The sequence below is a fragment of the Nocardioides marmoraquaticus genome (genome assembly GCF_054777915.1).
In genome coordinates this window covers 129191-155802 of record NZ_BAAHAA010000003.1, presented here as the reverse complement: position 1 = coordinate 155802, position 26612 = coordinate 129191, and the positions used below count along the sequence as shown (strand labels likewise).

The following is a 26612-nucleotide window of genomic DNA, read 5'->3' as shown; positions in this document are numbered from 1 at the left end:
GTGCCGCTCACGACCGCGTCGGGCCCGACGGGCCCGACGTCCCAGACGGCCCCGACGGCACGGCGCACGTCCGTCGTCGTGCTCGTGCTCGCCACGGCCGCCTTCGTCGTGGTGGCGGGGCTGCTGGTGCCGTGGGACTGGGTGCCCGGGCGCCAGGTCGTCCCGGTCCGGCCCGACGAGCTGCTGAGCCCCGACCAGGTGCGGCAGGCGGAGGACTTCGCCACCGTGCAGCGGTGGATCGGCTGGGCGAACCTCGTGCTGTCGCTCGTGGTGGCGCTCGGTCTTGCTCTGACCCGCGCCGGGGCGGGGCTGCTGGCCCGGCTGCGGGGGCCGTGGTGGTGGCGCACGGCCCTGGGGGCCTTCCTCGTGGTGCTCGCCGGCGCTGCCGCCACGCTGCCGCTACGGCTGGTCGCACGCCACCGCGCGGTCAATGTCGGGCTGTCCACCCAGTCGCTGCCCGGTTGGCTGCGCGACTGGGCGGTGTCGACCGCCGTGTCCTGGGTGTACGCCGCCGTGGTCGTCGTGCTCGTCGTGGGACTGGCCCGCCGGCTGCCGCGCGCCTGGCCGGCCGTCTTCGGCACCGTGGCGGCGACGCTGGTGGTGCTGGGCTCGTGGGCCTACCCGGTGCTGGTCGAGCCGTTGTTCAACTCCTTCGAGCCGCTGCCGGCCGGGGAGCTGCGCTCGCAGGTCGTGACGCTGGCGGAGGAGGAAGGGGTTCCGGTGTCGCAGGTGCTGGTCGCCGACGCGTCGCGACGCACCACGACGCTGAACGCCTGGGTCTCGGGCCTCGGCAGCACCCGCAGGGTCGTGCTCTACGACAACCTCGTCGACGACGTGCCCCGGCGGGAGGCGCTCGTCATCGTGGCGCACGAGCTCGCGCACGCCCGCGAGCACGACGTCGCCCTCGGGACGACGCTGGGAGCGCTCGGCGTCGGCGCCGGCGCGGGCGCGCTCGGGCTGCTCCTCGGGTGGGGCGGCCTGCTGCGGCGCTCGGGCGCCGCGGGTGCGGGGCACCCCGAGGTCGTGCCGCTGGTGCTCGCGCTGGTGGCGGTCGGCACGCTGCTGGCCTCGCCGGTGCAGAACACCGTGAGTCGGGCGATCGAGGCGAGGGCCGACCGGGTGGCCCTGGAGTTCACCCGCGACCCCGCGGCCTTCGAGGCGATGCAGGTGCGGCTGGCGACGCGGTCGCTGGCCGACCCGGCGCCACCGGCGTGGAGCCAGCTCTGGTTCGGCAGCCACCCGACCCTGGTGCAGCGCGTCGGCATCGCCCGCGCCCTGGAGTGACGCGGGCCGGGTACGCCGACGCGCCCGGCCCCTCGAGAGGGACCGGGCGCGTGGGACAGCGGCTACCACCCCCGGCAGGGCGGGTGCGTTGCTCGGACGCACCCGCCGCGGCCGCCGTCGTGCCCGCGCGTGGTCGAGCGGGACGGTGGGGGCTGCTGGCTCAGGTGCCGGTGCAGCGCGAAGGGTGGTGGTGGCAGGTCAGTCGCAGGCAGCCGTGGTCGCCGCGGTGGCGGTGCCGTCGCCGGAGATGGTCGAGCAGGTCTCGGTGAAGGAGCCCTTCACGACGCCGCCGAGGAGGAACACGACGGCCACCACGAGGGCGGCGATGCCGGCGACGAGCAGGCCGTACTCGACGGCGGAGGCGCCGTCCTCGGTGCGGCGGACGGAGGGGAGCAGGGAGCGGAGGTACTCGAGCATCGGGGGACTCTTTTCGTGAGCGGTGTGTCGTGACGTGGTCGCGGGGGTGCGACTGACTAAAGGGTGTCAAAAAGGACATACCGTGACATCGGGTTTCCGGACATTCGTCCGTAGTCACCTCGGATGACTTTCGGGGTAGTCCGTCGGGACTATCCGAATTGCACCGGTATCAGACGTTCGGCGGGGTGGCGCTGTCGATCAGGCCGGTGCGCATCGCCGTGACCAGGGCCTGCGCCCGGTTGGCCGCGCCGAGCTTGTCGTAGATGCGGCCGATGTGGCTCTTCGCGGTCGACTCGCTGAGGTAGAGGCGCGCGGCGATGGCGCTGACGCCGAGCCCCTCGGCGAGCAGGTCGAGCACCTGGCGCTCGCGGTCGGTGAGCCGGGGCGTCGCCGAGCTCATCCGGCGCAGCATGGCCTCGGCCAGCCCGGTGCAGGTGAAGGTCAGCGGGGCGACGGAGGCCTGCCGGGCGGCGCTGACGACGGTGGCGGTGGGGGAGTCCTTGCCGACGAAGGCGGACGCGCCGGCGTCCATCGCGGCGAACAGCTGCTCGTCGCCGGCGTACATCGTGAGCACGACGAGGCCGACCTGCTTGTCGTCCTTGCGCAAGGTGCGCACGACGTCGAGACCGGAGCCGTCGGGCAGCCGGACGTCGGTGACGACGACGTCGGGCTGGAGCCGCCGCGCCGCCTCGAGACCGTCGGCCACGGAACCGGCCTGGCCGACCACGTCGAACCCTTCGACGGCGGAGAAGGCTCCCGCGAGGCCCTGACGGATCAGCTCGTGGTCGTCGATCAGCAGCACGTCGGTCATCGCTCCCGGGCTGCGGAGCCCGGCCTCCGCCCGCAATCTAGCGGTCGTCCGGGGGGTCAGGCGCCGGGCTCGCCGACGCGCACGCGCACCCGGGTGCCGATGCTCGAGCCGTCGGGGGGACGCACGTCGAGCGCGGCGCCGATTGCCTGAGCCCGCTCGCGCATGATCTTCAGGCCGTTGGAGTCGCTGCGGGGCGCGTGGCGGCGGGTGCCGTCGTCGGCGACCTCGATCTCGGCGAAGGGGGCGCGCACCGTGCACCGCACCCACAGGTTGCCCGCGTCGGCGTGCTTGCGGGCGTTGGTCATCGCCTCCTGGGCGATGCGCATCAGCTCGAACTCCTGGTCGCGGGGCAACCGGGGGCCCTCCTCGTCGAGGGTCACGTGGACGGCCATCGGCGAGATGCCGGAGATCTGGTTGGCGTACGCCGCGATCGACTCGCCGAGGCCCGAGCTCGCCGCCTGCTCCTGGCGCAGGTCGAAGACCGAGTAGCGCAGCTCGGTGACCACCTTGGAGACCTCTTGTCGCAGTGCGGTCAGCCGGAGCTGCTGGTCGGTGTCGGTGGTGGTCAGCAGCAGGTTGTCGACGAGGTAGCCCAGCCCGGCGACGTCCTGCGCCACGCCGTCGTGGACCTCGCGCGCGATCCGGGCGCGCTCCTGCGCGGTCGCCGTGTCGCGGACGCGGCCGAACAGCAGTGCGGCCTGCAGCTGCACGGTCGGTCGGGCCAGGTGACGGCGCAGCTGCGGCACGACGTCGGCCGGCACGGGCTGCACCGCGTCGAGCACCAGCACGGCCACGATCTCGTCGTTGACGGCGAGGGGGAGGGCCAGGCGCCGCTCCCGCAGCATCATCGCCTCGTACTCGAAGCACCGCTCCGACATCTCCGCCGCCCAGTCCATCGTGCCGGGAGCGGTGCCGGCCGTGAAGCGCACCGGCACCACGCCGCCGCCGGGCCCACGCACGAACACCCCGGCGGCGCGCAGCGGCACGAGGTCCTCGGCGAGGTCCATGACCTGCTCCGCCGTGCCGACCGCGTCGAGCCCGCCGCTGAGCCTGCCCGAGAGGGCCTCGAGGCGACGGATGATGGCCACGGCGCTGCGGTAGGGCTGCTCGTCCTCGCCGGTCAGCAGGGCACGGCGCAGCGTCACCGCCAGCCACCCCACGCCGGCCCCGGCGGCCAGCCACAGCGAGGCCCCGGCGACGTAGCCGCGGCTCCACCGCTGCTCCAGGAGCAGCCAGGCCACGGCCAGCACGGCCGCCTCGACGACCAGGGCCACCACCAGCGCCCGGCGGCCCGAGCTCAGGGCCGCCGCCAGCACGGGCACCACGAGGTAGGGCGCGACGGTGGCGGCGTCGGGGTGGGCGACCACCACGATGCCCGCGACGGCGGCGGCCTCGGCCGCCGCCACCCACGCCGTGGGCAGCCGGGCCGAGGCGACGACCAGACCGGCCGCCAGCGCGACCAGCAGCAGCGCCCCGGTCGCGCGCAGGTGCGCGGGACCCGACAGGGCGGCGAGCGGCACCAGGACGGCCAGGGCGAAGGCGCGCGCGGCCAGCCCGGCCCGGTTGACCTCGCTCATGACTCAGAGAGTGCCACCGAGTCCCATCAGCGAGAGGGCAGCCGGGCCGAGCACGGCGATGAAGAGACACGGCAGGATGCAGAAGATCAGCGGCGGCATGATCTTGATCGGCACCTGCTGGGCCTTCTCCTCCGCGCGCTGGCGCCGCTTGGTGCGGATCTCGGAGGACTGGACGCGGAGCACCTGCCCGACGGGGATGCCGAAGCTGTCGGCCTGGACCATGGCCCCGGCGAAGGAGCGCACCTCCGGGAGGTCGCAGCGGTCGGCCAGGGAGCGGAGCGCGTCGGCCCGGCTGCGGCCGATCTGCATCTCCTGGAGCATGCGCGCGAACTCGTCGGACAGGGGGCCCTCGGTGTTGCGCGCCACCTGTCCGACGGCGGCGTCGAAGGCGAGCCCCGACTCGACCGAGATCGTCAGCAGGTCGATCGCGTCCGAGAGGGCGCCGCCGATCGCGGCGTTGCGGTCGTAGACCCGCTGGTAGAGGTAGAGGTTCGGCGCGTTGTAGCCGAGCAGCGAGGCCAGGACCACCACGCCGAGCATGACCGGGAACGACGCCCCCGCCACGACGCAGGCGACGGTGGCGACCAGGAGCGCGGCGCAGAAGCCGAGCGCCTTGCCCGCCACGACCCGCTCCACGGTCCAGCCCGCCGGGTTGCCGGCCTTGTCGAGCTTGTCGCGGATCCGACCGCCGGCGTCGGTCGGGGTCAGCTTGCGGCCCAGGCGCTGCGCCCGCGACAGCAGCGGCAGCAGCACCCGCTCGCCGAACGACGGCTGCAGCTCGCGCTGCATCTCCTCGGGGGCCGAGGTCAGGGCCTGCAGCACCTCGAGCGACCGGCCCACCCCGACGCGCTCGCGGCCGGCGCCGACGAGGGCCGCCAGGACGAGGAAGAGTGCCGCGAAGATCAGCCCGATCCCCAGGGCCAGCACCATGACCGTCACAGCTCCACCTTCCCGGCCTTGACCATCCACAGCACGCCCACGCCCATCAGCAGGCCGGCGCCGGCGAGCATCACCCAGCCCAGCGTGGTGGTGAACAGCGGCGCGACGTACGACGGGTTGCTCACCGAGAGGTAGAGCATGAAGCCGGGCGGCAGGCCACCGAGCACCCAGGCCGACAGCCGGCCCTCGGCGCTGAGCGCCCTGACGTGGCGACGAAGGTACTCCCGCTCACGCAGGGTGGCGGCGACGGTGAGCAGCAGCTCGGCCAGGTTGCCGCCGACCTCGCGCTGGATCTTGACGGCCATGACGACCCACTCGAAGTCCTTGCTGCGCATCCGCTGCGCGACGCCCGTCATGGCGTCCTCGAACGGCACGCCGAGACGGCTCTCGACGACGACGCGGCGGAACTCCGAGGACATCGGCTCGGCGCCCTCGCGCACGATGGTGTCGACCGACTGGGCCAGCGACAACCCCGCCGACAACGAGCCGGACATGAGCTGCAGCGTGTCGGGCAGGGACTCGGCGAAGGCCTTGAGCCGGCGCGCCTGCTTGAGGCCCAGGAACACCCAGGGCCCGACGAGGCCGACGGCGACGCCGAGCAGCAGCAGCAGGATCCCGCCGCCACCGAGGAGGAGGCCCAGGACCCCGCCCGCGACGGCGATGCCGGCGTGGATCAGCACCCACTCGGCGGGCGTCGTCCTGCTGCCCGCCCCCTCGAGCCGGGCGGCGATCGTGCTCTCCAGCCCGGCGCGGCCGGCCAGTGCCCTCTCGGCGACGCCGCGCGCCTGGTCGCCGAGCGACTCGCGGGTCTGCTGCTCGGTGGTGGCGGCCGATGCGATCGGGGCCCCGAGCACGCCGTACGCCTGGAGCTGGGCGCGCAGGGCCGACTCGCGGTCGGGTGCCTTGCGGGTGCCGCCCAGGGTCAGGACCGCACCCAGCAGGCCGATCCCGACGGCGACGACGCCGACGACGGCGAGCACCTGGGAGATGGCCGGCCCCCGGGACGGGGGGGCTGCGACCTCGGCGCGGGCAGCCTCCTGGGCGGAGGCCTTCTCCGCGGCGGCCGCGGCGGCGCGTGCCTCCGGGTCAGCCTCGGGCGTCACCGGGAGGAAGGCTGCAGTCGCGAGGGTCGCGTCGTCGGTGGGCAGGCTCACCGTCACGTCGGCGCTGCCGTCGCCCGGCACGCTGTCGGGTAGGTCGGCGACGATGGCGACCTGGCGCGCCAGCACCTCGGCGCGGGCCTCGAACACGTCGGTCAGGGCGCCGGGCTCGGCGGCGTCGAGCACCTCGCCGCGTCCCTGCTGGGCGAGCAGCTGCAGCGCCGAGGCGGCGGGCCCGGTCTGCTGGAGCGCGACGACGTCGAGCAGCACGCCGGACTCCTTGACCTCCCGCAGCGTGGGGGCGAGCGAGGTGCCGGTGCTGTCCTTGCCGTCCGACAGCACCAGCACGGAGCGCTGCCCGGCCGCAGCGTCGCCCGTGGCCGCGATCGCACCGGCGATGCCCTCGTAGAGCGCGGTCTCGCGCTGCAGCCGGAGGTCGGTGACCGCGGAGCGTGCGGCGCCCCGGTCGCGCGTGGGCTCGAGGACGGTGGTGACGTCGTCGTCGAAGGTGACCACGCCGACCTCGACGTCGTCGGGCACGGCGTCGATGTACGCGAGGGCGGCGACCTCGGCCGCCTCGATCCGTTCGCCGGCCATGCTGAGGCTGGTGTCGATGGCGAGCACCGCGGTGCGCCGGACGCGGGCGGACGAAGCCGCGGCCTCGGCGGTCGCCTGCACCTTCGTCCCGGCGATGGTCACGGCGACGCTGTCGAGGTCGGGCTGGGTGCCGGCGGGCACCGAGACGAGCAGCTCGACGGCACCGTCGACGGGCTGCGAGTGGTCGATGGAGATCTGGTCGGCGTCGACGGGCGCGAGCGACGCCTGGGCGATCGGTGCGGCGCCCACGAGGCAGACCAGGGCGAGGCCGGTGGCGGCGACCGCGCGCCGCACGGCACCGTGACAGGCGCTCACCAGCGGCCCGCCGTCGATCCGGTCGCGAAGACCCGCGGGTCGACGCTGACGTTGGCGTGCTTCATCTTCTCGAGGAACTTCGGGCGCAGCCCGGTGGGCTTGAGGGTCCCGAGCGAGCGGCCCTCGCGGTCGAACCCGGCGGAGGCGTCCCACACGAAGATGTCCTGCAGCGTGATGACGTCGCCCTCCATCCGCTCGACCTCGGTGACGTGGGTGATGCGGCGCGTGCCGTCCTTGAGGCGGGCCTGGTGCACGATGAGGTCCACCGCCGAGGCGATCTGCTCGCGGATGGCGCGGATCGGCAGGTCCATCCCCGCCATCAGCACCAGCGTCTCGAGCCGCGAGCAGGTGTCGCGCGGGCCGTTGGAGTGGACCGTGCAGATCGAGCCGTCGTGACCGGTGTTCATCGCCTGCAGCATGTCGAGCGCGGAGGCGTCGCGGACCTCGCCGACGACGATGCGGTCGGGCCGCATGCGCAGCGAGTTGCGGACGAGGTCGCGGATGGTCACGGCTCCCTTGCCCTCGATGTTGGCCGGGCGGGACTCCAGCCGGACGACGTGGTCCTGCTTGAGCTGCAGCTCGGCGGCGTCCTCGATGGTCACGATGCGCTCGTCGCCGGGGATGAAGGACGACAGCACGTTGAGGGTGGTCGTCTTGCCCGCACCGGTGCCGCCGGACACGACGACGTTGAGGCGTCCTCGCACGCACGCGTCGAGGAAGTCGGCCGCGGTCTCGGTGAGCGAGCCGAACGACACCAGGTCACGCACCGTGAGCGGGTCGGTGGCGAACTTGCGGATGGTCAGGACGCTCCCGTCGATCGCCAGGGGCGGTACGACGGCGTTGACGCGGCTGCCGTCCGGCAGTCGGGCGTCGACCATGGGGGACGACTCGTCGACGCGGCGACCGATGCGGGAGACGATCTTGTCGATGACCCGGCGCAGGTGCACCTCGTCCTTGAAGGTGCCGGACACCCGGAGCAGGCGGCCCTTCTGCTCGATCCAGATGTCACCGGGTCCGTTGACCATCACCTCGGCGACGTCGGGGTCGCGCAGGTAGGGCTCGATCGGGCCGAGGCCGAGGATGTCGTCGGCGATCTCCTGGGTGAGCTGCTCGCGGTCCTGCCGCGTCAGCGGTCGGGTGCCGGCGGTGAGCAGCTCGCCCATCACGCCCCGCACCTTCGACTCGAGCTCGGCCGGCTGCATCTCGGCGTCGTACAGCTGGGGTCCGAGCTGGCTCAGCAGCTCGTCGTGGATCTGCTCCTTCAGGTCGTCGAACCGTCCGGTCTGGGCGCTGAGCCGGGCGGCGGCACCCTGGCCGAGGTCGGCGGGCGCCGACGCCGCGACGGGGGTGCCGGACTCGGCGCCACCGCGGCCGGCGAGGCGCTCGCCGAGGCTGGTCATCGGACACCGTCCTTGCGTCGTCGGCCGAAGAGGCCGCGCTTCGCGACCCCCTCGGGCGGGGGCGGAGCGGCGTTGACGCCCGGCAGGGTCCGGGCGAAGTCGGTGAGCGCGCGGGAGATCGGGTGGTCCGGCGTGGCCGAGACGATGGGGTTGCCGCTGTTGGTCGCGCAGGCCACGGCGACCGCGCTCGGCAGGCTGAGCTCGACGGTCGTCCCGAGGAGGTCCTGGACGTGCTCGACCGTCAGGCCCACCTGCTCGTCGGCGCGGTTGAGCAGCAGGTGCCGGCGGTCGGGCACGAGGTCCAGCAGGTCGAGCGTCTCGATGGCGACCTTGACGTTCTTGATGGTCGGCACGTCGAGGGTGGCGACCACGACGATGTCGTCGGTCTCGTCGAACGCGCCGAGCACCTGCTCGTCGAACCCCGGGGGCGTGTCGACCACCACGTGGTCGTAGTTCTCGCGCAGGAGGGTGAGCATGTGCCGGACCAGGGTGGCGGTGATGCGCTCGCGGCCCTCGGGGCTGGTGGGCGCGGCGAGCAGGTGCAGCCCGGACCGGTGCTCGGTCAGCAGGCCCTGCAGCATCGTCCAGTCGAGACGCTCCTCGAGGCCGGCGGCGTCGGCCACGGTGTGGCTCGGGATGAGCTGGAGGGTGATGGCGACGTCGCCGAAGGCGAGGTCGAGGTCGACCACGCACACCCGGGAGCCGAGCGAGGCCAGCGCGAGCGCGAGGTTGACGGTGGTGGTGGTCTTGCCGACGCCACCCTTGGGGGAGAACACGGTGACCACGCGACCGGCCGGGCGCGGCTCGCCCCCCGCACCGTGGAGCGACTCCCAGGCCTGGCGGGCGCGGGCCAGGGCGGCCCCGACCGCGACGACGTCGTCGGCGGCGACCACCGCGCTCACCCCGGCCTCGAGCGCGGGGGCGTAGAGCTCGGAGGTGAGCTGCGCCCGAGCGAGGACGACGGCCGTCGCGGGGTGCTGCACCCGCACCCGCTCGGCGGTGGCGAGGGCCGTGTCGAGGGCGAGACCCGGCCCGAGCACGACCGCGGAGGTGGGCCGCCGGCGGAGCCGCTGGTCGAGGTCCTCGGGGCGGGTGAGGACCTCGACGCCCTGGCCCAGGCTGGGGGTCAGCGCGCGCGCCGCGTCGGCGTCGGCTTCGAGGAGGAGCGGCATCGGGGGTCTCCGCGGGTGGGGGGAGGGGGGTGCGGGTCGGGTCGTGACTCGTGGACAGGTCAGTCGAAGAGGTTCTGCTGCGTCACGGGTCCACCCTTCGCCACGGCCGACTTGTCGTTCAGCAGGGCGAGGGACAGGGTGCCGTTGTTGTTGGCGAAGGTGAGCTGCTCCGCCTCGCGCTGGCTGACGGCCAGGGTCAGCAGCGCCTGCGGGAGCTCGTCGGGCGCGGCCGCAGCCTCGGGGTCGCCGGCGGACTGGGCGCTGACGGTCGCGGAGGTGCTCCCGGTGCCGATGACCTGCACGTTGCGCAGGAGCAACCGGGTCCACGGCCCGTCCTCGTCCGAGCCGCTCATGAGCACCGCGACCTTGTCGCCGGGGTCGAGGAAGCCGGCGACCCGCGACGGGTCGTCGAGGTTCATCGAGATGGCGAGCTTGCCCGCGGGGATGGGCAGCTCGGCCTCGGAGCCGACGGCGCCGAACTTGTCCTCCACGACCTGCTCGCCGGCGTACATCGGTGTCAGCGCGACCTGGTCCTCCAGCGGCTCGAGCCCGGCCAGGGCGCCGGGGAGACGGTCCTGGCTGGAGATCGTGCCGGTGACGAACTTGCCCGCCGCCTGGGCCGCGGCGACGCTCTCGCCGGCGGCGATGGGCTTGGCCACGCGCAGGACCTGCACCGCCTCGTAGCGGGCGTCGGCGCGGGCGTCCGCGCCGCGGACGTAGAAGAAGACCAGCAGCGTGCCGAGGAGCGCGACCACGGCGGCGGAGCTGAGAAGGGCTTTCCTGCGATCCATCGAGCTGCCTCGGCTTGGTTCTGTCGAGCGGGGACGAACGCGGCGGGGGTGTCGCGTTCGGAGACAGCGTGGACCCGATCAGTCCGTTTTGTACGTAAAACTACGGTGATCGCCACCCACCACTAGACCAGTGGTGGACCACCGATGGGGCCCCGTCGCGAGGAGCACCCCGAGGCCCGCAGGGTCAGCGCAGGTAGAGGGCGTCGACGTCGTCGCGGTGGGCGCGCAGCAGGACCTGACGCCGGAGCTTGAGGCTGGGGGTGAGCTGGCCGCCCTCCTCCGTCCACTGCTCGGCGAGGACCGCGAACTCGCGCACCGACTCGGCCTGCGACACCGAGGCGTTGGCCTGGTCGACCGCGCGCTGGAGCTCGGCCCGCAGCGTCGGGTCGTCGGCCAGCCGCCGGGCGTCGGGCGCCAGGCCGTGCTGCTCGGCCCAGGCGGGCAGGGTCTCGGGGTCGAGGGTCAGCAGGGCCGCGACGTAGGGCCGGCCGTCGCCGACCACGAGCGCCTGGTCGACGAGCGGGTGGGCGCGCAGGAGGTCCTCGAGGCGGGCGGGTGCGACGTTCTTGCCACCGGCCGTCACCAGGATCTCCTTCTTGCGCCCGATGATCCGCACGAAGCCCTCGTCGTCGATCTCGCCGAGGTCGCCGGTGCTGAGCCAGCCGTGCTCGTCGCGGGTCTCGGCGGTGCCGGCCTCGTCGTTCCAGTAGCCCGCGAAGACCTGCGGGCCGCGCACCAGCAGCTCGCCGTCGTCGGCGACCCGCACGGCGACACCGGGGAGCGGGCGCCCGACCGTGCCGAGCTGCTGGACCTCCGGGAGGTTGACGGTGACGGCAGCCGTGGTCTCGGTCAGGCCGTAGCCCTCGAGCACCCCGAGCCCGATGCCGCGGTAGAAGTGGGCGAGCCGCTCGCCGAGCGGCGCGCCGCCCGAGATGGCCCAGCGGCAGCGACCGCCCAGCTGGGCACGCAGCCGGCGGTAGACCAGCCGGTCGTGGAGCCGGTGGCGCGCGCGGAGCGGCAGCGGGACCCTGCCGGCGTCCTGCGCCCGCGACCAGGCGATGGCGGTCTCGGCGGCCTTGTCGAACACGCCGCCGCGGCCGTCGGCGACGGCCTGCTGCGAGGCGGTGTTGAAGAGCTTCTCGAAGACCCGCGGCACGGCCAGCACGAAGGTCGGCCGCAGCGCCTCCAGGTCGGGGACGAGGCGTCGTACGTCGCTCGTGTGGCCGAGTCGCACCCGGGCCCGCACGGCGCCCACCTGCACCACCCGCGCGAAGACGTGGGCCAGCGGCAGCAGGAGCAGCGTGGTCGGGCCGGGGTCGTCGGTCTGGTCGTCGCCGTTCTCGGCCGGACCCTTGCCGGCGTCGTCGTCGCGGTGGGGCTCGAAGAGGGCGTCGAGGGCGCCCAGGGTGACGGTGAGCTCGGCGTCGAGGTTGCCGTGGGTGAGCATGCAGCCGCGGGCCGGCCCCGTGGTGCCGGAGGTGTAGACGATGGTGGCGAGGTCGTCGGGCCCGGCGGTCGTCCGGCGTCGCTCGAGCTCGGCGTCGTCGACGTCGGCGCCGAGCCGGCTCAGCAGGTCGACGGCGCCGCGGCCCTGGTCGCGATCGGGGTCGATCGTCCACACGTGGTGCAGGGCGGGCAGCTCGCCACGCACGGCGGCGACGCGGGCGGCGAGCCGCGCGTCCTCGACCACCACGGCACGGGCCCCGGAGTCGTCGAGCAGCCAGGCGAGCTGCTCCTCGCTGGCGGTGTCGTACGCCGGCACGCCCACCGCACCGGCGAACCAGGTCGCGTAGTCGAGGACGGTCCACTCCCAGCGGGTGCGCGAGACCAGCGCGACGCGGTCGCCCGGCTCGATCCCCGCCGCGACGAGCCCCTTCGCGACGGCGCGGACCTCGTCGAGCAGCCCGGCCGCGGTCACGTCGGTCCACGGCGCCCGCGGGTCGCTGCGCCGTACCAGGACGACGGCGTCGGGGTGCTCGGTGCCGTTGCGGACGACGTCGTCGGTGAGGTTGCCGTGCTCGGCCAGCGCGACGTCGAGGGCGGTGGCGTACTCGCGCACGGGTGAGGACCCCCTGGGAGGCTCGCGTGCGGGGGCCGGCCGGGTGCCGGTCCCGGGACCGCAGGGCGCACGTTACTCGGCCGCGGCCCCGCGGGCTGCGCCTCCCGCGGCCGGTCGCCCATGCCCTAGGGTTTCGAGGTCCGACGACTCACACCGGCAGGGGCCCATGGCAGAGCAGACCACCAGCAGCATCGTCGTCGACGCCTCGCCCGCGGAGGTGATGGCGGTCATCGCCGACTTCCCGGCCTACCCCGAGTGGGCCCAGGGCATGAAGCAGGCCGAGGTGGTCGCGCAGGGGCCCGACGGCCGCGCCGAGCAGGTGGCCTTCGAGCTCGAGGCGACCCCGATCCGTGACTCCTACACCCTCGCCTACACCTGGGACGGCGACCGGCAGGTCACCTGGGGCCTCGTCGAGGGCAAGATGCTCAAGGCCATGGAGGGCGCCTACGTCCTGCGGGAGCGTGACGGCGGCACCGAGGTGATCTACCGCCTCGCCGTCGAGCTGTCCATCCCGATGATCGGGATGCTGCGGCGCAAGGCCGAGAAGGTCATCATCGACACCGCGCTCAAGGGCCTGAAGAAGCGCGTCGAGTCCGGCGCGTGACCGCGCCCGGGGCGCCGGAGCGCCCGCGGGTGGTCCTGTTCACCGGCAAGGGCGGCGTCGGCAAGACGACCTCGGCGGCCGGCACCGCCGCGCTCGCGGCCGCCGGCGGGCTGCGGACGCTGGTCGTGTCGACCGACGCAGCGCACTCGCTGGCCGACGCCTTCGGGCTCGCCGTCGACGACGTGCCGACCGAGGTGGCGCCCCGGCTGTGGATGCACCAGGTCGACACACAGCGCAGCTTCGAGCGCTCCTGGGGCGAGATCCAGGGCTACCTGATGTCGGTCCTCGACGCCGCCGGCGTCGACCCGATCACCGCCGAGGAGCTCACCGTCATCCCCGGCGCCGAGGAGGTGCTGGCCCTGCTCGAGCTGCGCCGCCACGTCGGCAGCGGTGACTGGGACGTCGTGGTCGTCGACTGCGCGCCCACGGCCGAGACGCTGCGCCTGCTCGCGCTGCCGGAGGCCCTCAACTGGTACATGTCGCGGATGTTCGGCGTGCAGCGTCGGGTGGTGCGGGCGCTGCGACCGGTGCTGAGCCGCACGGCCGGGGTGCCGATGCCCGAGGACGCCGTCTTCGAGGCCATCGAGCGGCTGCACGCCGACCTCGACGACGTCCGTCGGCTGCTGACGGCCCCGACCTCGTCGGTGCGCCTGGTGCTGACCCCCGAGACGGTCGTGGTCGCCGAGGCGCGCCGCAGCCTGACGACGCTGTCGCTCTACGGCTACCGCGTCGACGGGGTCGTGGCCAACCGGGTGTTCCCCGACGTGCCCGGCGACGCGTGGCGCGAGGGCTGGGTGCGGGCCCAGGCCGCCGTCATGACCGAGGTGCGGCAGTCCTTCGCCGAGCTCCCCGTGTGGCGCTCGGCCTACTCCGCGGGCGAGCCGGTCGGCGTCGACGCGCTGCGCACCTTCGCCGAGGCGGCGTACGACGGCGACGACCCGCTCGCGGTCCCGCAGGGCGAGGGCCCGATGACCATCACCCGTCACGCCGACGGCGCCGAGCTCCGGATCGCCCTGCCCTTCGCGCGGCGCGAGGAGGTCGACCTGGCCCGTCACGGCGACGAGCTGGTGGTGACCGTCGGGTCCTACCGCCGGCTGCTCGCGCTCCCGGCCGCGCTGCGGCGCCACCGGGTGCGCGGTGCTCGGGTCGAGGGCGGAGCCTTGCGGGTACGGTTCCGCATCGACGAGGAGGAGCAGCGGTGAGCGACGGACAGCAGCCGCCCGGGGGCGAGCCGGTGGGCTCGGTCGGCGAGGAGGCGGCCAAGCTCTTCGGCGCGTTGTCGGCCTGGGCCCAGGAGCAGTCCCGGGAGCAGTCCCGGGAGCAAGCCCGGGACGGGGCCCGCGGGGGCGCCGGGGGCCAGGCCGGTGAGCCCGGCCGCGGGCAGCAGGCCGCGGCCTCCGCGCGCGAGGCGCTGGCCCAGGGCCTGCACGACGTCGGCGAGCACCTGGGCTCCACCGGCCCCGACTGCCGCTGGTGCCCGGTGTGCCAGGTGATCCACGTCGTGCGTCAGACCAGCCCGGAGGTGCGCGCCCACCTCGCCAGCGCCGCCGGGTCGCTGATGCAGGCGGCGGCGGGCCTGATGGCGACCACGCCGCCCCCGTCGGGCCGTGGTCCCGTCGAGCACATCGACCTCGACGACGACATCGAGCCGTGGGACGCACACCAGCAGGAGGACGACGGACGATGAGCCTGACCATCGGTGTCGACATCGGGGGCACCAAGATCGCCGCGGGCGTGGTGACCGAGACCGGCGAGGTGCTCGCCTCCGACCGCACCCGCTCGCCCGCGACCGACCCGGCCGAGATCGTGCGCACCATCGGCGAGCTGGTGCGCGAGCTGCGCTCGCGGGTGCCCGGCCAGGAGGTCGAGGCCGTCGGCGCGTCGGCGGCCGGCTTCGTCGACAAGAGCCGCTCGACGCTGGTCTTCGCCCCCAACCTGGCGTGGCGCGACGAGCCGCTCAAGGACCACCTGCAGAAGGAGCTCGACCTGCCGGTCGTCGTCGAGAACGACGCCAACGCCGCGGCGTGGGGCGAGTTCCGCTTCGGCGCGGGGGAGGACGTCGACAGCCTGCTCATGCTCACCATCGGCACCGGGGTCGGCGGCGGCATCGTGCTCGACGGCGAGCTGGTGCGCGGCGGCTTCGGCATGGGCGCCGAGGTCGGCCACCTGGCGATGGTCCCCGACGGCGTGCAGTGCGGCTGCGGCAACCTCGGGTGCTTGGAGTCCTACGCCTCGGGCTCGGCGCTGGTCCGCGTGACCCGCGAGCTGGCGGCGGCGCGTCCCGAGCACGCCGCGGCCCTCGTGCGGCGGGCGGGCGGCGACCCCGCGCGCATCGACGGACGGATGGTCACCGAGCTCGCCCAGCAGGGCGACGCCTTCAGCGTCGAGCGCCTCGCCGACCTCGGCGGCTGGATCGGCCGGGGCATCGCCTCGCTGACCGCCGTGCTCGACCCCGAGGTGGTGGTGGTGGGCGGTGGTGTCGCCGAGGCCGGCGACCTGCTGCTCGACCCGGTGCGCGAGAGCTTCGCCGAGCACGTCACGGCCCGCGGGCACCGACCGATGCTGCAGGTGCGGCGGGCCGCGCTGTCGCAGGCCGGGCTCGTCGGCGTCGCCGACCTGGCGCACCACCGCTGAGGTGACCGGGCAGCCTGCGCCGACGCCCTCGATCGGCGTCGACATCGGGGGCACCAAGGTGCTCGCGGCGGTCGTCGACGAGACCGGACGCGTGGTCGACACCGAGACGACGGCCACGCCGGGCCGGGGCGCCGGGCTGGAGCGCGCGACCCCCGGGGAGGTCGAGGACGCGCTCGCGGGTGTCGTCGAGGCGCTCGTGCGCGTGCACGGGCGCTGCACCGTGGGCATCGCGGCCGCCGGCTTCGTCGACGCGGCGGGCGAGCGCGTCCGGTTCGCGCCGCACCTGCCGTGGCGCGACGAGCCGCTCTCGGAGCGGCTGACCGACCGCCTCGGCGACCACGTCGTGGGCGAGGTCTACGTCGACAACGACGCCAACTGCGCGCTCGCCGCCGAGGCCCGGTTCGGGGCGGCCGGCGACGCGGAGCACGTCGTCATGATCACCCTCGGCACGGGCATCGGCGGGGCGCTGCTGCTGGGCGGCGCGCTGCACCGCGGCCGCAACGGCATGGCGGGCGAGCTCGGCCACATGACGGTGGTGCGCGACGGCCGGCCGTGCGAGTGCGGCGGGCACGGCTGCTGGGAGCAGTACTGCTCGGGCCGTGCGCTCGCCCGCGCGGCCGCCGCCCACGGCTCGAGCCTGGTCGGCCCGGAGCTGACGGCCGCCGCCCAGGCCGGTGACGTCGCGGCCAGGGCGGCGTACGACGAGGTGGGGCGCTGGCTCGGACTCGGCACGGCCAACGTCGTCGCCGCCGTCGACCCCGACCTCGTGGTGGTCGGGGGCGGGGTGTCGGCGGCGGGGTCGCTGCTGCTCGACCCGGCGCGCGAGGTGCTCGGGGCCGAGCTCGTCGGCGCGACGCACCGCGAGCTGCCCGGCCTGGTGGGCGCGACGCTCGGCCCGCTGGCCGGGGTCGTCGGGGCCGCCGAGCTCGCCCGCGAGGTCTTCTAGGCGCTGGGCGACGGGTCTAGACGACGGCGCCGTCGTCGGGGTCGTCGCGCTCGGTGCGCATGCCGACGACGAGAAAGACGAAACCGCCCACGAACCACGCCACGAACCCGATGCCCACCCAGGTCGGCAGCGCGACGCTCGCGACCAGGAGCACCAGCACCACGGCCGGCACCCCCAGCAGACCGAACCAGGCGAGACCGCGGGCGGGGGAGGTGCGCGGCAGCGGGGGTGCGGGCGGGGGCACGAACCGCTCCTCCGGGCCCCGGACGACGTCGGGGTCGTGCTCGTCGGGACCGGCCAACGGTCCGCCCTCGTCGCGACCGCCTCCCGTGCCGGGGCCGACGTCGTGCGGGGGGCGCGAGCGCGTCCGGCCGCGCCCGGCCGGGTGGTCGGGGTGCGGGGTGCCGCGCGGAGGGTCGGCCGGACCGTCCCACGTCGGGGCCTCGCCGTAGTGGGCGACGATCGCCTCCCAGGCGGCCGCCTCCGCCGCCAGCCGGGCGTCGTCGTGGGCGCCGGAGCGCTCGTCCGCCGGCGCTGCGTCGCCCTCGCCGGCACCGGTCCCGGAGGCCTCGACGGGGTCGCCCGAGGCCTCGGCCCGACGTGCGTGGTCGTCGGGCTCGTCGTCGCGGGGGGACAGGGTCACGGGACGTGGCTCCAAGCGGGGCGAGCGGGGGTCCGCCCATGGTCGCACGGGCTCGGTGGTCGGTCTTTTCGCGGCCCGGGTCCGATGGCCTAGTGTTCCCTCGGCGAGGCTTGGGAGGTCTGCGGTGTTCTACTGGTTCTTGAGGTGGATCGCCCTCGGTCCACTGCTCCGGGTGGTCTTCCGGCCCCACGCGCAGGGCACGGAGCACGTGCCCGAGACGGGTCCGGCGATCCTGGCGAGCAACCACCTGTCGTACGCCGACTGGCTGTTCATGCCGCTGACGATGACCCGGCGCGTCACCTTCGTCGCCAAGGCGGAGTACTTCACCACGCCGGGCCTCAAGGGCTGGTTGCAGAAGACCTTCTTCTCCGGCGCCGGCCAGGTGCCGATCGATCGCGCCAGCGGGTCCTCCGCGGAGGGCGCCCTGACCACGGCCAAGCGCATCCTGGGCGACGGCGAGCTCTTCGGTATCTACCCCGAGGGCACCCGCTCCCACGACGGTCGCCTCTACCGCGGCAAGACCGGCGTCGCCCGGCTCGCGCTGGAGACCGGCGTGCCGGTCATCCCCGTCGCGGTCGTCGGCACCGACGTCGTCGCGCCCCCGGGCAAGAAGTTCGGCAGCTGGACGCGCCCCCACGTGCGCTACGGCAGGCCGCTCGACTTCTCGCGCTACGAGGGCATGGCCAACGACCGCTACATCCTGCGCTCGGTGACCGACGAGATCATGTACGAGATCATGCGGCTCTCGGGCCAGGAGTACGTCGACACCTACGCCGCGGTCGCCAAGGAGGAGGCCAAGCGCGCCGAGAAGGCCGAGCGGGCCGACCGCGCGGCGTGAGCGGGCACGTCGAGCGCGACCGTCGGCACGTCCCGGTGCAGGACATCCTGCTGCGGGCCCTCGCGGTGCTGCGGGCGATCGTCCTCGTCAACGCCGTCGTCCTGTACGCCATGCGCGTCGACGACTACGCCCGCCCGGTGCTCGGGTGGGTCGTGGTCGTCGGGCTGGCCGCGTGGTCCGCGCTCGTCGTCTGGGCGTACGGCGCTGCGGCCCGTCGCACCGCGGCGTGGCTGGTGCCCGACCTCGCCGTGGCCGTCGCGGCCATCCTGCTGACCCCCGTCGTCAAGGGCGCCTCGCCCGCGGCCACCCTGCCCGGCTTCTACGTCATGGTGGCCGTGCTGACCTGGGCGGTGGTCTGGCACTGGCAGGGCGGGCTGCTCGCGGCCGTCCTGGTGACGGTGGCCGACGTCAGCATCCGCGACGAGTTCACCCAGCAGAACTACGGCAACATCTTCCTGCTGCTCGTCGGCGGCGCGATCATCGGCTTCCTCTCGGCGCTGCTCCAGCAGACGGCGGCCCAGCGCGACGCGGCCGAGCGCGCGGCGGCGGCCGCGGAGGAGCGGCAGCGGCTCTCGCGGGTGGTCCACGACGGCGTGCTGCAGGTGCTCGCCCTGGTGCAGCGCCGCGGCCCCGAGCTCGGCCCCGACGGACGCGAGCTGGGCCGGCTGGCGGGGGAGCAGGAGGGCCGGCTGCGCGCCCTGGTGCAGCAGGGCTCGCGCGAGCTGGTGGCGCCGCTGGGCGAGCGCGACCTCGCCGAGCTCCTGGGCGAGCTCGACGGCCCGCGCGTCCACGTCGCGCTGCCCGCGGAGCCGGTCGTGCTGCCCGCCGAGCAGGCCAGCGAGCTGCTGGCGGCCGTCGAGGCCTGCCTGTCCAACGTGCGCCACCACGTCGGGCGTGACGCCGAGGCGTGGGTGCTGCTCGAGGTGCTGCCCGACCGCTGGGTGGTCTCGGTGCGCGACGACGGCCCCGGCATCGCCCCCGGTCGCCTCGAGGCGTCGGCGGCCGAGGGGCGGCTCGGGGTGCAGCAGTCCATCGTCGGGCGCCTCGAGGACCTCGGCGGCAGCGCCGAGGTCAGCTCGGCCCCGGGGCAGGGCGCTGAGTGGGAGCTGGTGCTGCCCCGGCAGACTGCGTCGCGATGACCATCCACGCCGAGAACCCCTTCGCCGACCCCGACCCCGACCCGGTGCGCCGTCTGCGCGGCCGGCTCGGCGGCGCGGTGACCCTGTGGACGGCGGGTCGCCTGGGCGAGCAGCCCGCGGGACTGACCGTCTCGTCGGTCATGGTGGCGCGCGGCGAGCCGGGCCTGGTGCTGGCGCTGCTCGATCCCGACAGCGACGTGCGCGACGGGCTCGGGACGACCGGGCGTGCGGTGGTGCACCTCCTGCAGTGGCGGCACCGCGACCTCGCCGAGGTCTTCGCCGGGCTGATGCCGGCCCCGGGCGGGCCGTTCCGGCAGGCGACCTGGCAGCAGGGCAGCCACGGCCCGGTGCTCGACCCGGCGCCGACCCACGCGCTGGTCGAGCTCGACGAGGTGCGCAGCGCGGGCTGGTCCGACCTGGTGCAGGCGCGCGTGGTCGACGTCGTCGTCGCTCCCGACGAGCAGCCGCTCGAGCACCGCCGCGGCCGCTACCGCCACGCGCCGGACGCCGTCGACTGAGCGCGGGCGGCGGTGCGCACGCCCTAGGGTGCCCCCATGAGCACGGGGGAGCAGCAGCAGCCGCTGCGGGTGATGGTGGTCGACGACCACCCGATGTGGCGCGAGAGCGTCGCGCGCGACCTCGAGGAGGCCGGTCACCGTGTGGTCGCCACCGCCGCCGACGGCAGGGAGGCGCTGGCCCGCTTCCCGGCGGCGCGGCCGCAGGTGCTCGTGCTCGACCTGCAGATCCCCGAGCCCGACGGCGTGGCGGTCACCGGCGAGGTCGTGCAGGCCGACCCCGGCGTCCGGGTGCTGGTGCTCTCGGCGAGCGGCGAGCAGCGTGACGTGCTCGAGGCGGTCAAGGCCGGCGCCACCGGCTACCTGGTGAAGTCGGCGTCGCGAGCCGAGCTGCTCGACGCCGTACGGCGCGTGGCCGAGGGCGACACGGTGTTCACCCCCGGGCTGGCCGGGCTGGTGCTGGGCGAGTTCCGCCGGCTCTCCGACGCGCCCGCGGGCGAGGCCGTGGACGACGAGGCCCCGCGGCTGACCGACCGCGAGACCGAGGTCCTGCGGCTGGTGGCCAAGGGCCTGTCCTACAAGCAGATCGCCGAGCGCCTCGTGATCTCGCACCGCACGGTGCAGAACCACGTGCAGAACACGCTGCGCAAGCTGCAGCTGCACAACCGGGTGCAGCTGGTGCGCTACGCGCTCGAGCGCGGGCTCGACGACGACGACGAGTGACGAGCCGGTGGATCGCCGCCCGGGAAGAACCCTCCCCCCGGTAGCGTTGGGCCACACGCCGGAAGGAGCAGACATGGGGAGCACCACCGCGGGGCCGTCCGCAGGATCGATGCTGTTCCGTGCCGCCCTCGGTGAGGTGCTGCGCGCCAGCCGCATGCGTCGCGGGATGACGCTGCGCCAGCTATCGGCGGCGGCCCTGGTCAGCCTGGGCTACATCTCCGAGATCGAGCGCGGCCAGAAGGAGGCGTCCTCCGAGCTGCTCGCCGCGCTGTGCGAGGCGCTCGACGTGCCGCTGTCCGAGGTGCTCCGGCTGGTCAGCGACCAGGTCGAGGTCGCCGAGATCACCAGCCGCGTCAGCGAGCAGGTTGGCCGGGCCACGACGCCGGGCGCCGACGTGGTCGCCGCCGCCTGAGACCCGTCAGGAGACCCCGGTCGCCTGCTCCAGGGCGGCCAGCTCGTCGTCGAGGTGGCCGAGCAGGCGCTGCAGCGACGGCACGCTGCGCCGGCACCCGGTGAGCCCGAAGCACATGTCGTCGACGTAGCTGTTGCACGTGATGTTGAGCGCCATGCCGTTGATGGGGATCGACAGCGGGTAGCTGCCGACCATCTTGGCGCCGTTGAGGTACTGCGTCTTCCGCGGCCCGGGGACGTTGCTGATGATGAGGTTGAACGGCGGCCGGACCAGACCGTTCATCTGCAGCAGCGCCGGCACGATCGCCGGCGCCATGCCCAGGGCGCTCATCGCCGTGATCTGCAGCGGCGTCATCGAGCCCAGCGCGCTCTTGCCGCTGCGCATCGACCCGTGGATGGCCTTGAGCCGGGCGGCCGGGTCGTCGAGGTCGGTGCCGAGCTTGACCATGACCACGCCGAGCGCGTTGCCGCCGTCGGCCGACGCCGACCCCGACTGGCCGGCCTTGAGGCCCACCGGCACCATCGCGACCAGGCTGCTGTCGGGCAGCGCCTGCTGCTCGAGCAGGTAGCGCCGGATCGCGCCGGAGCACATCGCCAGCACGACGTCGTTCAGCGTCGTCGAGCTGGCCTTGCCGATGGCCCGCAGTCGCTCGAGCGGCCAGCCCTGGGCCGCGAAGCGCCGGGAGCCGGTGATGGTGGTGTTGAACATGGTGCGGGGGGCGTAGAGCGAGAGCGCCGAGGTGTCGTTGCGCACCCCGCGCGACAGGGTGCGCACCAGGGCGCCCGGCAGGCCCGCGGCGTCGGCGGCGATCCCGAGTGCCGAGCCGACCGACGAACGCAGGGCCTCCAGCGGCATGGTCGCGAGGCTGCCCGAGGACTCCTCCGCGGCGGACTTCCGGCCGGACGGCCGTGCGGCCCACATCGGGGGCACGTCGCGGCGGTCGGGGTCGGTCGACATCACGCTCTGCAGCAGCCGCATCGCCGAGACGCCGTCGACGAGGGCGTGGTGGAGCTTGGTGTACAGCGCGACGCGGCCGTCGGCCAGGCCCTCGATGAGGGTGGCCTCCCACAGCGGGCGCTCCCGCGCCAGCCGGGTGCTGTGCAGCCGCGAGCACAGCTCGAGCAGCTCGCGCACGCGCCCGGGCTCGGGCAGGCCGCTGTGGCGGAAGTGGTACTCGAGGTCGAAGTCGTCGTCGGGGGTCCAGCCGAACTGCCCGGCGGTGGAGAGCCCGCGCACGGGGTGCTTGAGGAACAGCGGCGACATGTCGACCGGCTGGCTCATCTGCTCGTAGACCTGCCGGACGTAGTCGTCCGGGGCGCCGTCGGGGCGTTCGAAGAGCTGCAGCCCGCCGACGTGCATGGGCATCTGCCGGTTCTCGGCGTACAGGAAGGCAGCGGAGGTGGGGTCGATCGGGACCGGCACGTGGCGGCTCTTCTCTGGTCGGGCGGGTGAGGTCGGCAGCCGGGGGCTGCGGAGCAGACCGATCCTCCCGCGAGGGACCGCTCCTCACAACCGATGTCCGAATTGCCGGAAAAGCCTGCGGTGTCGGATCCCGAGACCGACGATGGTCCCGACGTACCTGGGAGGGACACCATGACGGACGTGACCGTGGCCGCGCGCACGGCGGTCAGCTACAAGCCGGTCGCGTACGCCGCGACGCCGGCCGCGTCGGCGTACGAGCTGCTCCTGCTCAAGCGGCTCGGGTGCGGCTTCTCCCAGGCGGGCCTGGCCGAGGTCCGCAAGGCGGGCGGCATCGACGCGTGGCTCGACCGGCAGCTGCAGCCCGACCTCACCACCGACACCGCCCAGGCCAGGGCCGTCGACGGCTGGTTCCCCTGGCTCACGCGCAGCGCGGCCGAGAAGGTGGCCACCAACGACTCGGGGTCGTTGAAGGCCTGGCAGTACAGCATCGACCTGGCCAACTGGAGCACGCTCAAGCGGATGTACTCGGCGTGGCCCGTGCTCGAGACCATGGTCGACTTCTGGGGCAACCACCTGCACGTGGCCTCGGGCGACGAGCGGGCCTACGCCCACCTGCACGACTACCACCAGATGCTGCGTCGGATGGCGCTCGGCCGCTTCGAGGACCTGCTCGTCGCGGCCAGCACCCACCCCGCGATGTCGCTCTACCTCGACAACTGGCGCTCGACGCGCAACGCCCCCAACGAGAACCAGGGGCGCGAGCTGCTGGAGCTGCACACCGTCGGCCGCGGCGCCGGCTACACCGAGGACATGGTCAAGGACAGCGCGAAGATCCTGTCGGGCTGGTCGGTGCGGTGGGGCTCCTCCTACGACGGCTTCTACGACGCGGCCCACCACACCACCGGCCCGGTGCGCGTGCTCGACTTCTCGCACCCGAACTCCTCCTCCGACGGCCGCGCCGTCTGCGACGCCTACCTGCGCTACCTCGCCAACCACCCCGCCACCGCCCGCGTCGTGGCCCGGCGGCTGGCAGTCCGGTTCGTCAGCGACACGCCGTCCGAGGGACTCGTGACGCACCTGGCCGACACCTTCACACGCAGCGGCACCGACATCGCCGCGACGCTGCGGGCCCTGGTCGCCCACCCCGAGTTCCGGGGCTCGGCCGGCGCCAAGGTCAGCACCCCCGTCGACGACCTGGTGGCCACCGTGCGTGCGCTCGGCGTCACGGCGACCGCACCCGCTGCGGGCCGCCCCGCCAAGGCCTTCGCCCACGCGCTGAACTACTTCCACAACGGCCTGCGGCTGCACACCTGGCCACGCCCCGACGGCGCCCCCGAGACCAACGGCGAGTGGTCGTCCGGCGTGCGCATGCTGCACTCCTTCCGCGTGCACTGGCTGCTCGCGGGCGGCTACTACCCCAAGCTCGCGGTCCGCTACCGCAGTGGCGCCTCGTTCATCCCCGCCACCCGGATGAGCTTCGCGGCGTACGTCGACCACCTCTCGCGCACCCTGCTCGGCACCCCGTCGACCGAGAAGGTGCTGCGGGCCGCGTGCGCCGCCACCAAGCTCTCGCCGACCACGACGATCACGCGCAAGCACGGCGTGGCCCGCTACCAGTTCCCGATGGTCGCCTCGGTCCTGCTCGACTCGCCGGCCCACCTCACCCGCTGACCCGCCGCTGTTCCCGACACCCCCGCAGCCACCCCCCGCCCGGAGACCCCCATGACCACCGACCCCCATCAGATGAGCTGCGAGGACTTCCACCGCGCCAGTGGCCTCGGTCGCCGCGGCTTCCTCCAGGGCCTCGCGGCCGCCACGGGCATGGCCGTCGTCAGCTCGGTCTACGGCGACACCGTCATGGACGCCAGCTTCGGCGCCACGCCCGGCAACGTGCTCGTGGTGCTGAGCTTCCGCGGTGGCATCGACGGGCTCGGGATGGTCGTGCCGCACGGCGACCCGGCGTACTACTCGGCCCGCCGCAGCATCGCGGTCAAGCGTGAGTCGCTCGTCGCCCAGGACGCCATGTTCGGCCTGCACCCGAGCATGGCGCCGCTGCTGCCGATGTGGCGGGCCGGCTCCATGGCCGCCGTCCACGCCGTGGGCATGAAGGTGCCGAACCGCTCTCACTTCGAGGCCATCGAGCTGGTCGAGGACGCCGACCCCGGCTCCTCGGTGCGCCGCGGGTGGGTCAACCGGATGATCGGGCTCGGCGGCATCGTCGGGCCGACCGAGGCGGTGCACGTCGGCTCGGCGCTGACGCCGTCGATGCTGTTCGGCCCGGCGCCCACGCTGGCCGTCGACGGCTACGAGCGGCTCCAGCTCGAGGGCACGAAGAACGGCCGGGCCGCCCAGCGCTACGCCGGGATCCAGACGGTCTGGGCCGGGACCGACGGCCCGCTGGCCGCCGCCTCCCGCGACGCGGTGACCATCAGCAAGGGCTTCGCCCAGACCATGAAGGCCACCTACCGGCCGTCCAACGGCGCCGTGTACCCGACGAGCTGGCCGGCGACCGACCTGTCGAGCTCGCTGCGCGACGCGGCGGCGCTGATCCGACGCAACCCGGCGACGACGGTGATCAGCATCGACTACGGCTCCTGGGACATGCACGCCGACTACGGCACCCAGAGCGGCGGCCAGATGCAGGCCATGGTGCGGGGGTTCGCCGAGTCGGTGGCCGCGTTCTTCAAGGACCTCGGTGCCCTCGGCCAGCGGGTCACCCTCGCGACCGTCTCGGAGTTCGGCCGACGCGTGGCCGAGAACGGCAACCGGGGCCTGGACCACGGCTGGGGCAACATGATGCTGCTCCTCGGCGGCGGGGTGCGGGGCGGTGCGTACTACGGCCGCTGGCCCGGCCTGGCCGACGGCAAGCTCGTCGCCGGCGACTTGGCCGTGACGACCGACTACCGCAACGTCCTCGGCGAGGTCGTCGCCACGCGCTTCCCCGACCGCTCGCTGCCGGAGGTCTTCCCCGGGCTCACCTACGAGCCGCTCGGCCTCATGCGCTGACGACCCGCCGGGACCCTCGCTGGGGTGGTCCTGTCCGCTCACCGGGCAACGGGGCCGGTGAGCGGATAGGTTCGCCCCAGCGAGCAGAGGAGCGAGGTGGGCAGGGTGGAGCGGTCGCGCGCCACCGCGGCAGGCGCCCCGTACCTCGGTACGGCGCTGCGTCGCGGGCGCCGCAGCGTGCGGGCCCGCCGCGCCCGGTTGCGCGCGAAGAGCTGGGCCGTCGCCCAGTGCGCCGTCGCCGCCGGCGTGGCCTGGTTCGTCGCCCACGACCTGCTCGGGCACCCGATGCCGTTCTTCGCCCCCATCGCGGCGGTGGTGTGCCTCGGCACCAGCTACGGCCAGCGGCTGCGCCGCGTCTTCGAGGTCGCGGTGGGCGTCGCGATCGGCGTGTTCCTCGGCGACCTCGTGACCTTCACGCTCGGCACGGGGGCGCTCCAGCTCGTCCTGCTCGTCGCCGTGGCGATGTCGGTGGCGCTGCTGCTCGACGCCGGCACGCTGCTGGTCACCCAGGCGGCCGTGCAGTCGATCATCGTCGCGACGCTCGCTCCCGCACCGGGAGCGGCGTTCCTGCGCTGGACCGACGCCCTGGTGGGCGGCGGCGTCGCGCTGGTCGCCGCGATGGTGGTGCCTCGGGCCCCGCTGCGACGTCCGCGCGAGCAGGCCGCCGTCGTCGTCGCCAAGGTCTCGACGCTGCTGCGCGCGGCCGCCGACGGCATCGAGGAGGGTGACGCCGAGCGCGCCCTCGCGGTGCTCCGCGAGGCCCGCACCACCGACGACCTGGTGGCCGAGCTGCGCGCCGCCGCGGCCGAGGGCCTCGAGGTCGTGCGGTCCTCACCGTTCCGCCGGCGTCACCGCGGCCGTGTGAGGGCCATGGTCGAGCTGGTGGAGCCGCTCGACTTCGCGCTGCGCAACACCCGGGTGCTGGTCCGACGCGTCGCCGTGGCCGCCTACCGCGGGTCGGCGCTGCCGCCGTCGTACGCCGCGCTGCTGCGCCACCTCGCCGACGCGAGCGACGCGGTGGCCGGCGAGCTCTCCGCCGACCGGCTGCCCCGTTCGGTGCGCTCGCAGCTGGTCGGCTTCGGCGAGCGCACCGCCGACGCCGAGCGCTCCACCGACCTCGACGCCGAGGTCGTCCTCGGTCAGGCCCGCTCCATCGCCGCCGACCTGCTCGCCGTGTGCGGCATGGACCCCCTGGTGGCGACGGAGGCGATCCCGCCGCTCCGGTGAGAAATCCCCGGTCAGCCGGGGAGTTCGTCACTTGTCGGCCT

25 protein-coding genes are annotated in these 26612 nt (G+C 74.3%); 14 read left to right on the top strand and 11 right to left on the bottom strand.

What is annotated here, in order from left to right:
* Nucleotides 1-1284 (top strand): M48 family metalloprotease, encoded by a 1284-nt coding sequence (locus tag ACYU8I_RS03610; protein ID WP_460837537.1) that lies wholly within the window; start codon nt 1-3, stop codon nt 1282-1284.
* A 198-nt stretch (nt 1285-1482) separates the two neighbouring features.
* Here ACYU8I_RS03610 and ACYU8I_RS03605 read toward each other — a convergent pair whose 3' ends face one another.
* The 9 genes from ACYU8I_RS03605 to ACYU8I_RS03565 form a co-directional block, all read right to left on the bottom strand.
* A complete protein-coding gene (locus tag ACYU8I_RS03605) occupies nt 1483-1701 on the bottom strand; it encodes a Flp family type IVb pilin (RefSeq protein WP_460837534.1) in 219 nt (72 codons plus the stop codon).
* A 169-nt stretch (nt 1702-1870) separates the two neighbouring features.
* Nucleotides 1871-2512, bottom strand: a complete 642-nt coding sequence (locus tag ACYU8I_RS03600) for a response regulator (RefSeq protein ID WP_460837533.1) — start codon at nt 2510-2512, stop codon at nt 1871-1873.
* A 56-nt stretch (nt 2513-2568) separates the two neighbouring features.
* Nucleotides 2569-4089 carry a sensor histidine kinase gene (locus tag ACYU8I_RS03595; protein WP_460837531.1) on the bottom strand — a complete coding sequence of 507 codons (1521 nt, stop codon included), beginning with the start codon at nt 4087-4089 and terminating at the stop codon, nt 2569-2571.
* Between the two features lie 3 nt (nt 4090-4092).
* A complete protein-coding gene (locus tag ACYU8I_RS03590) occupies nt 4093-5019 on the bottom strand; it encodes a type II secretion system F family protein (RefSeq protein ID WP_460837681.1) in 927 nt (308 codons plus the stop codon).
* Nucleotides 5020-5024: 5 nt separating this feature from the next.
* Nucleotides 5025-7040: a type II secretion system F family protein gene (locus ACYU8I_RS03585; protein ID WP_460837530.1), complete on the bottom strand. Its 2016-nt coding sequence runs from the start codon at nt 7038-7040 to the stop codon at nt 5025-5027.
* On the bottom strand, nt 7037-8440 hold the full coding sequence (locus tag ACYU8I_RS03580) for a CpaF family protein (RefSeq protein WP_460837528.1): 1404 nt from the start codon (nt 8438-8440) through the stop codon (nt 7037-7039). Before ACYU8I_RS03580 ends, ACYU8I_RS03585 begins: the two co-directional genes overlap by 4 nt.
* Nucleotides 8437-9612 (bottom strand): AAA family ATPase, encoded by a 1176-nt coding sequence (locus ACYU8I_RS03575; protein ID WP_460837525.1) that lies wholly within the window; start codon nt 9610-9612, stop codon nt 8437-8439. The genes ACYU8I_RS03580 and ACYU8I_RS03575 overlap by 4 nt, the downstream gene beginning before the upstream one ends.
* Nucleotides 9613-9671: 59 nt before the next feature.
* On the bottom strand, nt 9672-10403 hold the full coding sequence (gene cpaB / locus ACYU8I_RS03570) for a Flp pilus assembly protein CpaB (RefSeq protein WP_460837523.1): 732 nt from the start codon (nt 10401-10403) through the stop codon (nt 9672-9674).
* Nucleotides 10404-10587: 184 nt separating this feature from the next.
* Nucleotides 10588-12462 carry an AMP-dependent synthetase/ligase gene (locus ACYU8I_RS03565; protein WP_460837522.1) on the bottom strand — a complete coding sequence of 625 codons (1875 nt, stop codon included), beginning with the start codon at nt 12460-12462 and terminating at the stop codon, nt 10588-10590.
* 166 nt (nt 12463-12628) lie between these two features.
* Here ACYU8I_RS03565 and ACYU8I_RS03560 point away from each other — a divergent pair, with 166 nt between their 5' ends.
* Genes ACYU8I_RS03560 through ACYU8I_RS03540 form a run of 5 tightly spaced genes read left to right on the top strand, consistent with a single transcriptional unit; the run spans nt 12629 to nt 16646 of the window.
* Nucleotides 12629-13066, top strand: coding sequence for an SRPBCC family protein (locus ACYU8I_RS03560; RefSeq protein ID WP_460837520.1), 438 nt, complete (start codon nt 12629-12631; stop codon nt 13064-13066).
* Nucleotides 13063-14268 (top strand): ArsA family ATPase, encoded by a 1206-nt coding sequence (locus ACYU8I_RS03555; RefSeq protein WP_460837517.1) that lies wholly within the window; start codon nt 13063-13065, stop codon nt 14266-14268. The genes ACYU8I_RS03560 and ACYU8I_RS03555 overlap by 4 nt, the downstream gene beginning before the upstream one ends.
* Nucleotides 14265-14753: a hypothetical protein gene (locus ACYU8I_RS03550; RefSeq protein ID WP_460837514.1), complete on the top strand. Its 489-nt coding sequence runs from the start codon at nt 14265-14267 to the stop codon at nt 14751-14753. The genes ACYU8I_RS03555 and ACYU8I_RS03550 overlap by 4 nt, the downstream gene beginning before the upstream one ends.
* Nucleotides 14750-15700 carry an ROK family glucokinase gene (locus tag ACYU8I_RS03545; RefSeq protein ID WP_460837512.1) on the top strand — a complete coding sequence of 317 codons (951 nt, stop codon included), beginning with the start codon at nt 14750-14752 and terminating at the stop codon, nt 15698-15700. Before ACYU8I_RS03550 ends, ACYU8I_RS03545 begins: the two co-directional genes overlap by 4 nt.
* A gap of 1 nt (nt 15701) precedes the next feature.
* Nucleotides 15702-16646 carry an ROK family protein gene (locus ACYU8I_RS03540; protein WP_460837510.1) on the top strand — a complete coding sequence of 315 codons (945 nt, stop codon included), beginning with the start codon at nt 15702-15704 and terminating at the stop codon, nt 16644-16646.
* Nucleotides 16647-16662: 16 nt separating this feature from the next.
* Here ACYU8I_RS03540 and ACYU8I_RS03535 read toward each other — a convergent pair whose 3' ends face one another.
* Nucleotides 16663-17289, bottom strand: a complete 627-nt coding sequence (locus tag ACYU8I_RS03535; RefSeq protein ID WP_460837507.1) for a hypothetical protein — start codon at nt 17287-17289, stop codon at nt 16663-16665.
* Between the two features lie 124 nt (nt 17290-17413).
* Here ACYU8I_RS03535 and ACYU8I_RS03530 point away from each other — a divergent pair, with 124 nt between their 5' ends.
* From ACYU8I_RS03530 to ACYU8I_RS03510, 5 genes are all read left to right on the top strand, one after another.
* Entirely contained in the window at nt 17414-18127 is a 714-nt protein-coding gene (locus ACYU8I_RS03530) for a lysophospholipid acyltransferase family protein (protein WP_460837505.1), read from the top strand.
* Nucleotides 18124-19266: a MacS family sensor histidine kinase gene (gene macS, locus ACYU8I_RS03525; protein ID WP_460837504.1), complete on the top strand. Its 1143-nt coding sequence runs from the start codon at nt 18124-18126 to the stop codon at nt 19264-19266. The genes ACYU8I_RS03530 and macS overlap by 4 nt, the downstream gene beginning before the upstream one ends.
* The gene (locus ACYU8I_RS03520; RefSeq protein ID WP_460837502.1) at nt 19263-19784 is read left to right on the top strand and encodes a flavin reductase family protein; all 522 of its coding nucleotides are present in this window, start codon (nt 19263-19265) and stop codon (nt 19782-19784) included. The genes macS and ACYU8I_RS03520 overlap by 4 nt, the downstream gene beginning before the upstream one ends.
* Before the next feature lie 36 nt (nt 19785-19820).
* Entirely contained in the window at nt 19821-20504 is a 684-nt protein-coding gene (locus tag ACYU8I_RS03515; protein WP_460837501.1) for a response regulator, read from the top strand.
* A 73-nt stretch (nt 20505-20577) separates the two neighbouring features.
* A complete protein-coding gene (locus ACYU8I_RS03510) occupies nt 20578-20916 on the top strand; it encodes a helix-turn-helix domain-containing protein (RefSeq protein ID WP_460837499.1) in 339 nt (112 codons plus the stop codon).
* A gap of 6 nt (nt 20917-20922) precedes the next feature.
* Here ACYU8I_RS03510 and ACYU8I_RS03505 read toward each other — a convergent pair whose 3' ends face one another.
* Complete coding sequence (locus ACYU8I_RS03505) at nt 20923-22338, bottom strand: WS/DGAT/MGAT family O-acyltransferase (protein WP_460837497.1); 1416 nt, start codon at nt 22336-22338, stop codon at nt 20923-20925.
* A 171-nt stretch (nt 22339-22509) separates the two neighbouring features.
* On the opposite strand from ACYU8I_RS03505, the gene ACYU8I_RS03500 reads away from it, so the two are divergent.
* The 3 genes from ACYU8I_RS03500 (at nt 22510) to ACYU8I_RS03490 (ending at nt 26571) form a co-directional block, all read left to right on the top strand.
* A complete protein-coding gene (locus ACYU8I_RS03500) occupies nt 22510-24009 on the top strand; it encodes a DUF1800 domain-containing protein (protein WP_460837496.1) in 1500 nt (499 codons plus the stop codon).
* Between the two features lie 51 nt (nt 24010-24060).
* Nucleotides 24061-25344, top strand: a complete 1284-nt coding sequence (locus ACYU8I_RS03495; protein ID WP_460837494.1) for a DUF1501 domain-containing protein — start codon at nt 24061-24063, stop codon at nt 25342-25344.
* A 105-nt stretch (nt 25345-25449) separates the two neighbouring features.
* The gene (locus tag ACYU8I_RS03490; RefSeq protein ID WP_460837492.1) at nt 25450-26571 is read left to right on the top strand and encodes an FUSC family protein; all 1122 of its coding nucleotides are present in this window, start codon (nt 25450-25452) and stop codon (nt 26569-26571) included.
* The last annotated feature ends 41 nt before the right edge of the window (nt 26572-26612 follow it).

Excerpts from the sequence above, each read along its gene's own strand:
- ACYU8I_RS03605 (WP_460837534.1), bottom strand. The coding sequence starts at position 1,701 with ATGCTCGAGTACCTCCGCTCCCTGCTCCCCTCCGTCCGCCGCACCGAG.
- ACYU8I_RS03595 (WP_460837531.1), bottom strand. The coding sequence starts at position 4,089 with ATGAGCGAGGTCAACCGGGCCGGGCTGGCCGCGCGCGCCTTCGCCCTG.
- ACYU8I_RS03495 (WP_460837494.1), top strand. The coding sequence starts at position 24,061 with ATGACCACCGACCCCCATCAGATGAGCTGCGAGGACTTCCACCGCGCC.
- ACYU8I_RS03590 (WP_460837681.1), bottom strand. The coding sequence starts at position 5,019 with ATGGTGCTGGCCCTGGGGATCGGGCTGATCTTCGCGGCACTCTTCCTC.
- ACYU8I_RS03600 (WP_460837533.1), bottom strand. The coding sequence starts at position 2,512 with ATGACCGACGTGCTGCTGATCGACGACCACGAGCTGATCCGTCAGGGC.
- ACYU8I_RS03575 (WP_460837525.1), bottom strand. The coding sequence starts at position 9,612 with ATGCCGCTCCTCCTCGAAGCCGACGCCGACGCGGCGCGCGCGCTGACC.
- cpaB (WP_460837523.1), bottom strand. The coding sequence starts at position 10,403 with ATGGATCGCAGGAAAGCCCTTCTCAGCTCCGCCGCCGTGGTCGCGCTC.
- ACYU8I_RS03510 (WP_460837499.1), top strand. The coding sequence starts at position 20,578 with ATGGGGAGCACCACCGCGGGGCCGTCCGCAGGATCGATGCTGTTCCGT.
- ACYU8I_RS03500 (WP_460837496.1), top strand. The coding sequence starts at position 22,510 with ATGACGGACGTGACCGTGGCCGCGCGCACGGCGGTCAGCTACAAGCCG.
- ACYU8I_RS03580 (WP_460837528.1), bottom strand. The coding sequence starts at position 8,440 with ATGACCAGCCTCGGCGAGCGCCTCGCCGGCCGCGGTGGCGCCGAGTCC.
- ACYU8I_RS03520 (WP_460837502.1), top strand. The coding sequence starts at position 19,263 with ATGACCATCCACGCCGAGAACCCCTTCGCCGACCCCGACCCCGACCCG.
- ACYU8I_RS03560 (WP_460837520.1), top strand. The coding sequence starts at position 12,629 with ATGGCAGAGCAGACCACCAGCAGCATCGTCGTCGACGCCTCGCCCGCG.
- ACYU8I_RS03545 (WP_460837512.1), top strand. The coding sequence starts at position 14,750 with ATGAGCCTGACCATCGGTGTCGACATCGGGGGCACCAAGATCGCCGCG.
- ACYU8I_RS03515 (WP_460837501.1), top strand. The coding sequence starts at position 19,821 with ATGAGCACGGGGGAGCAGCAGCAGCCGCTGCGGGTGATGGTGGTCGAC.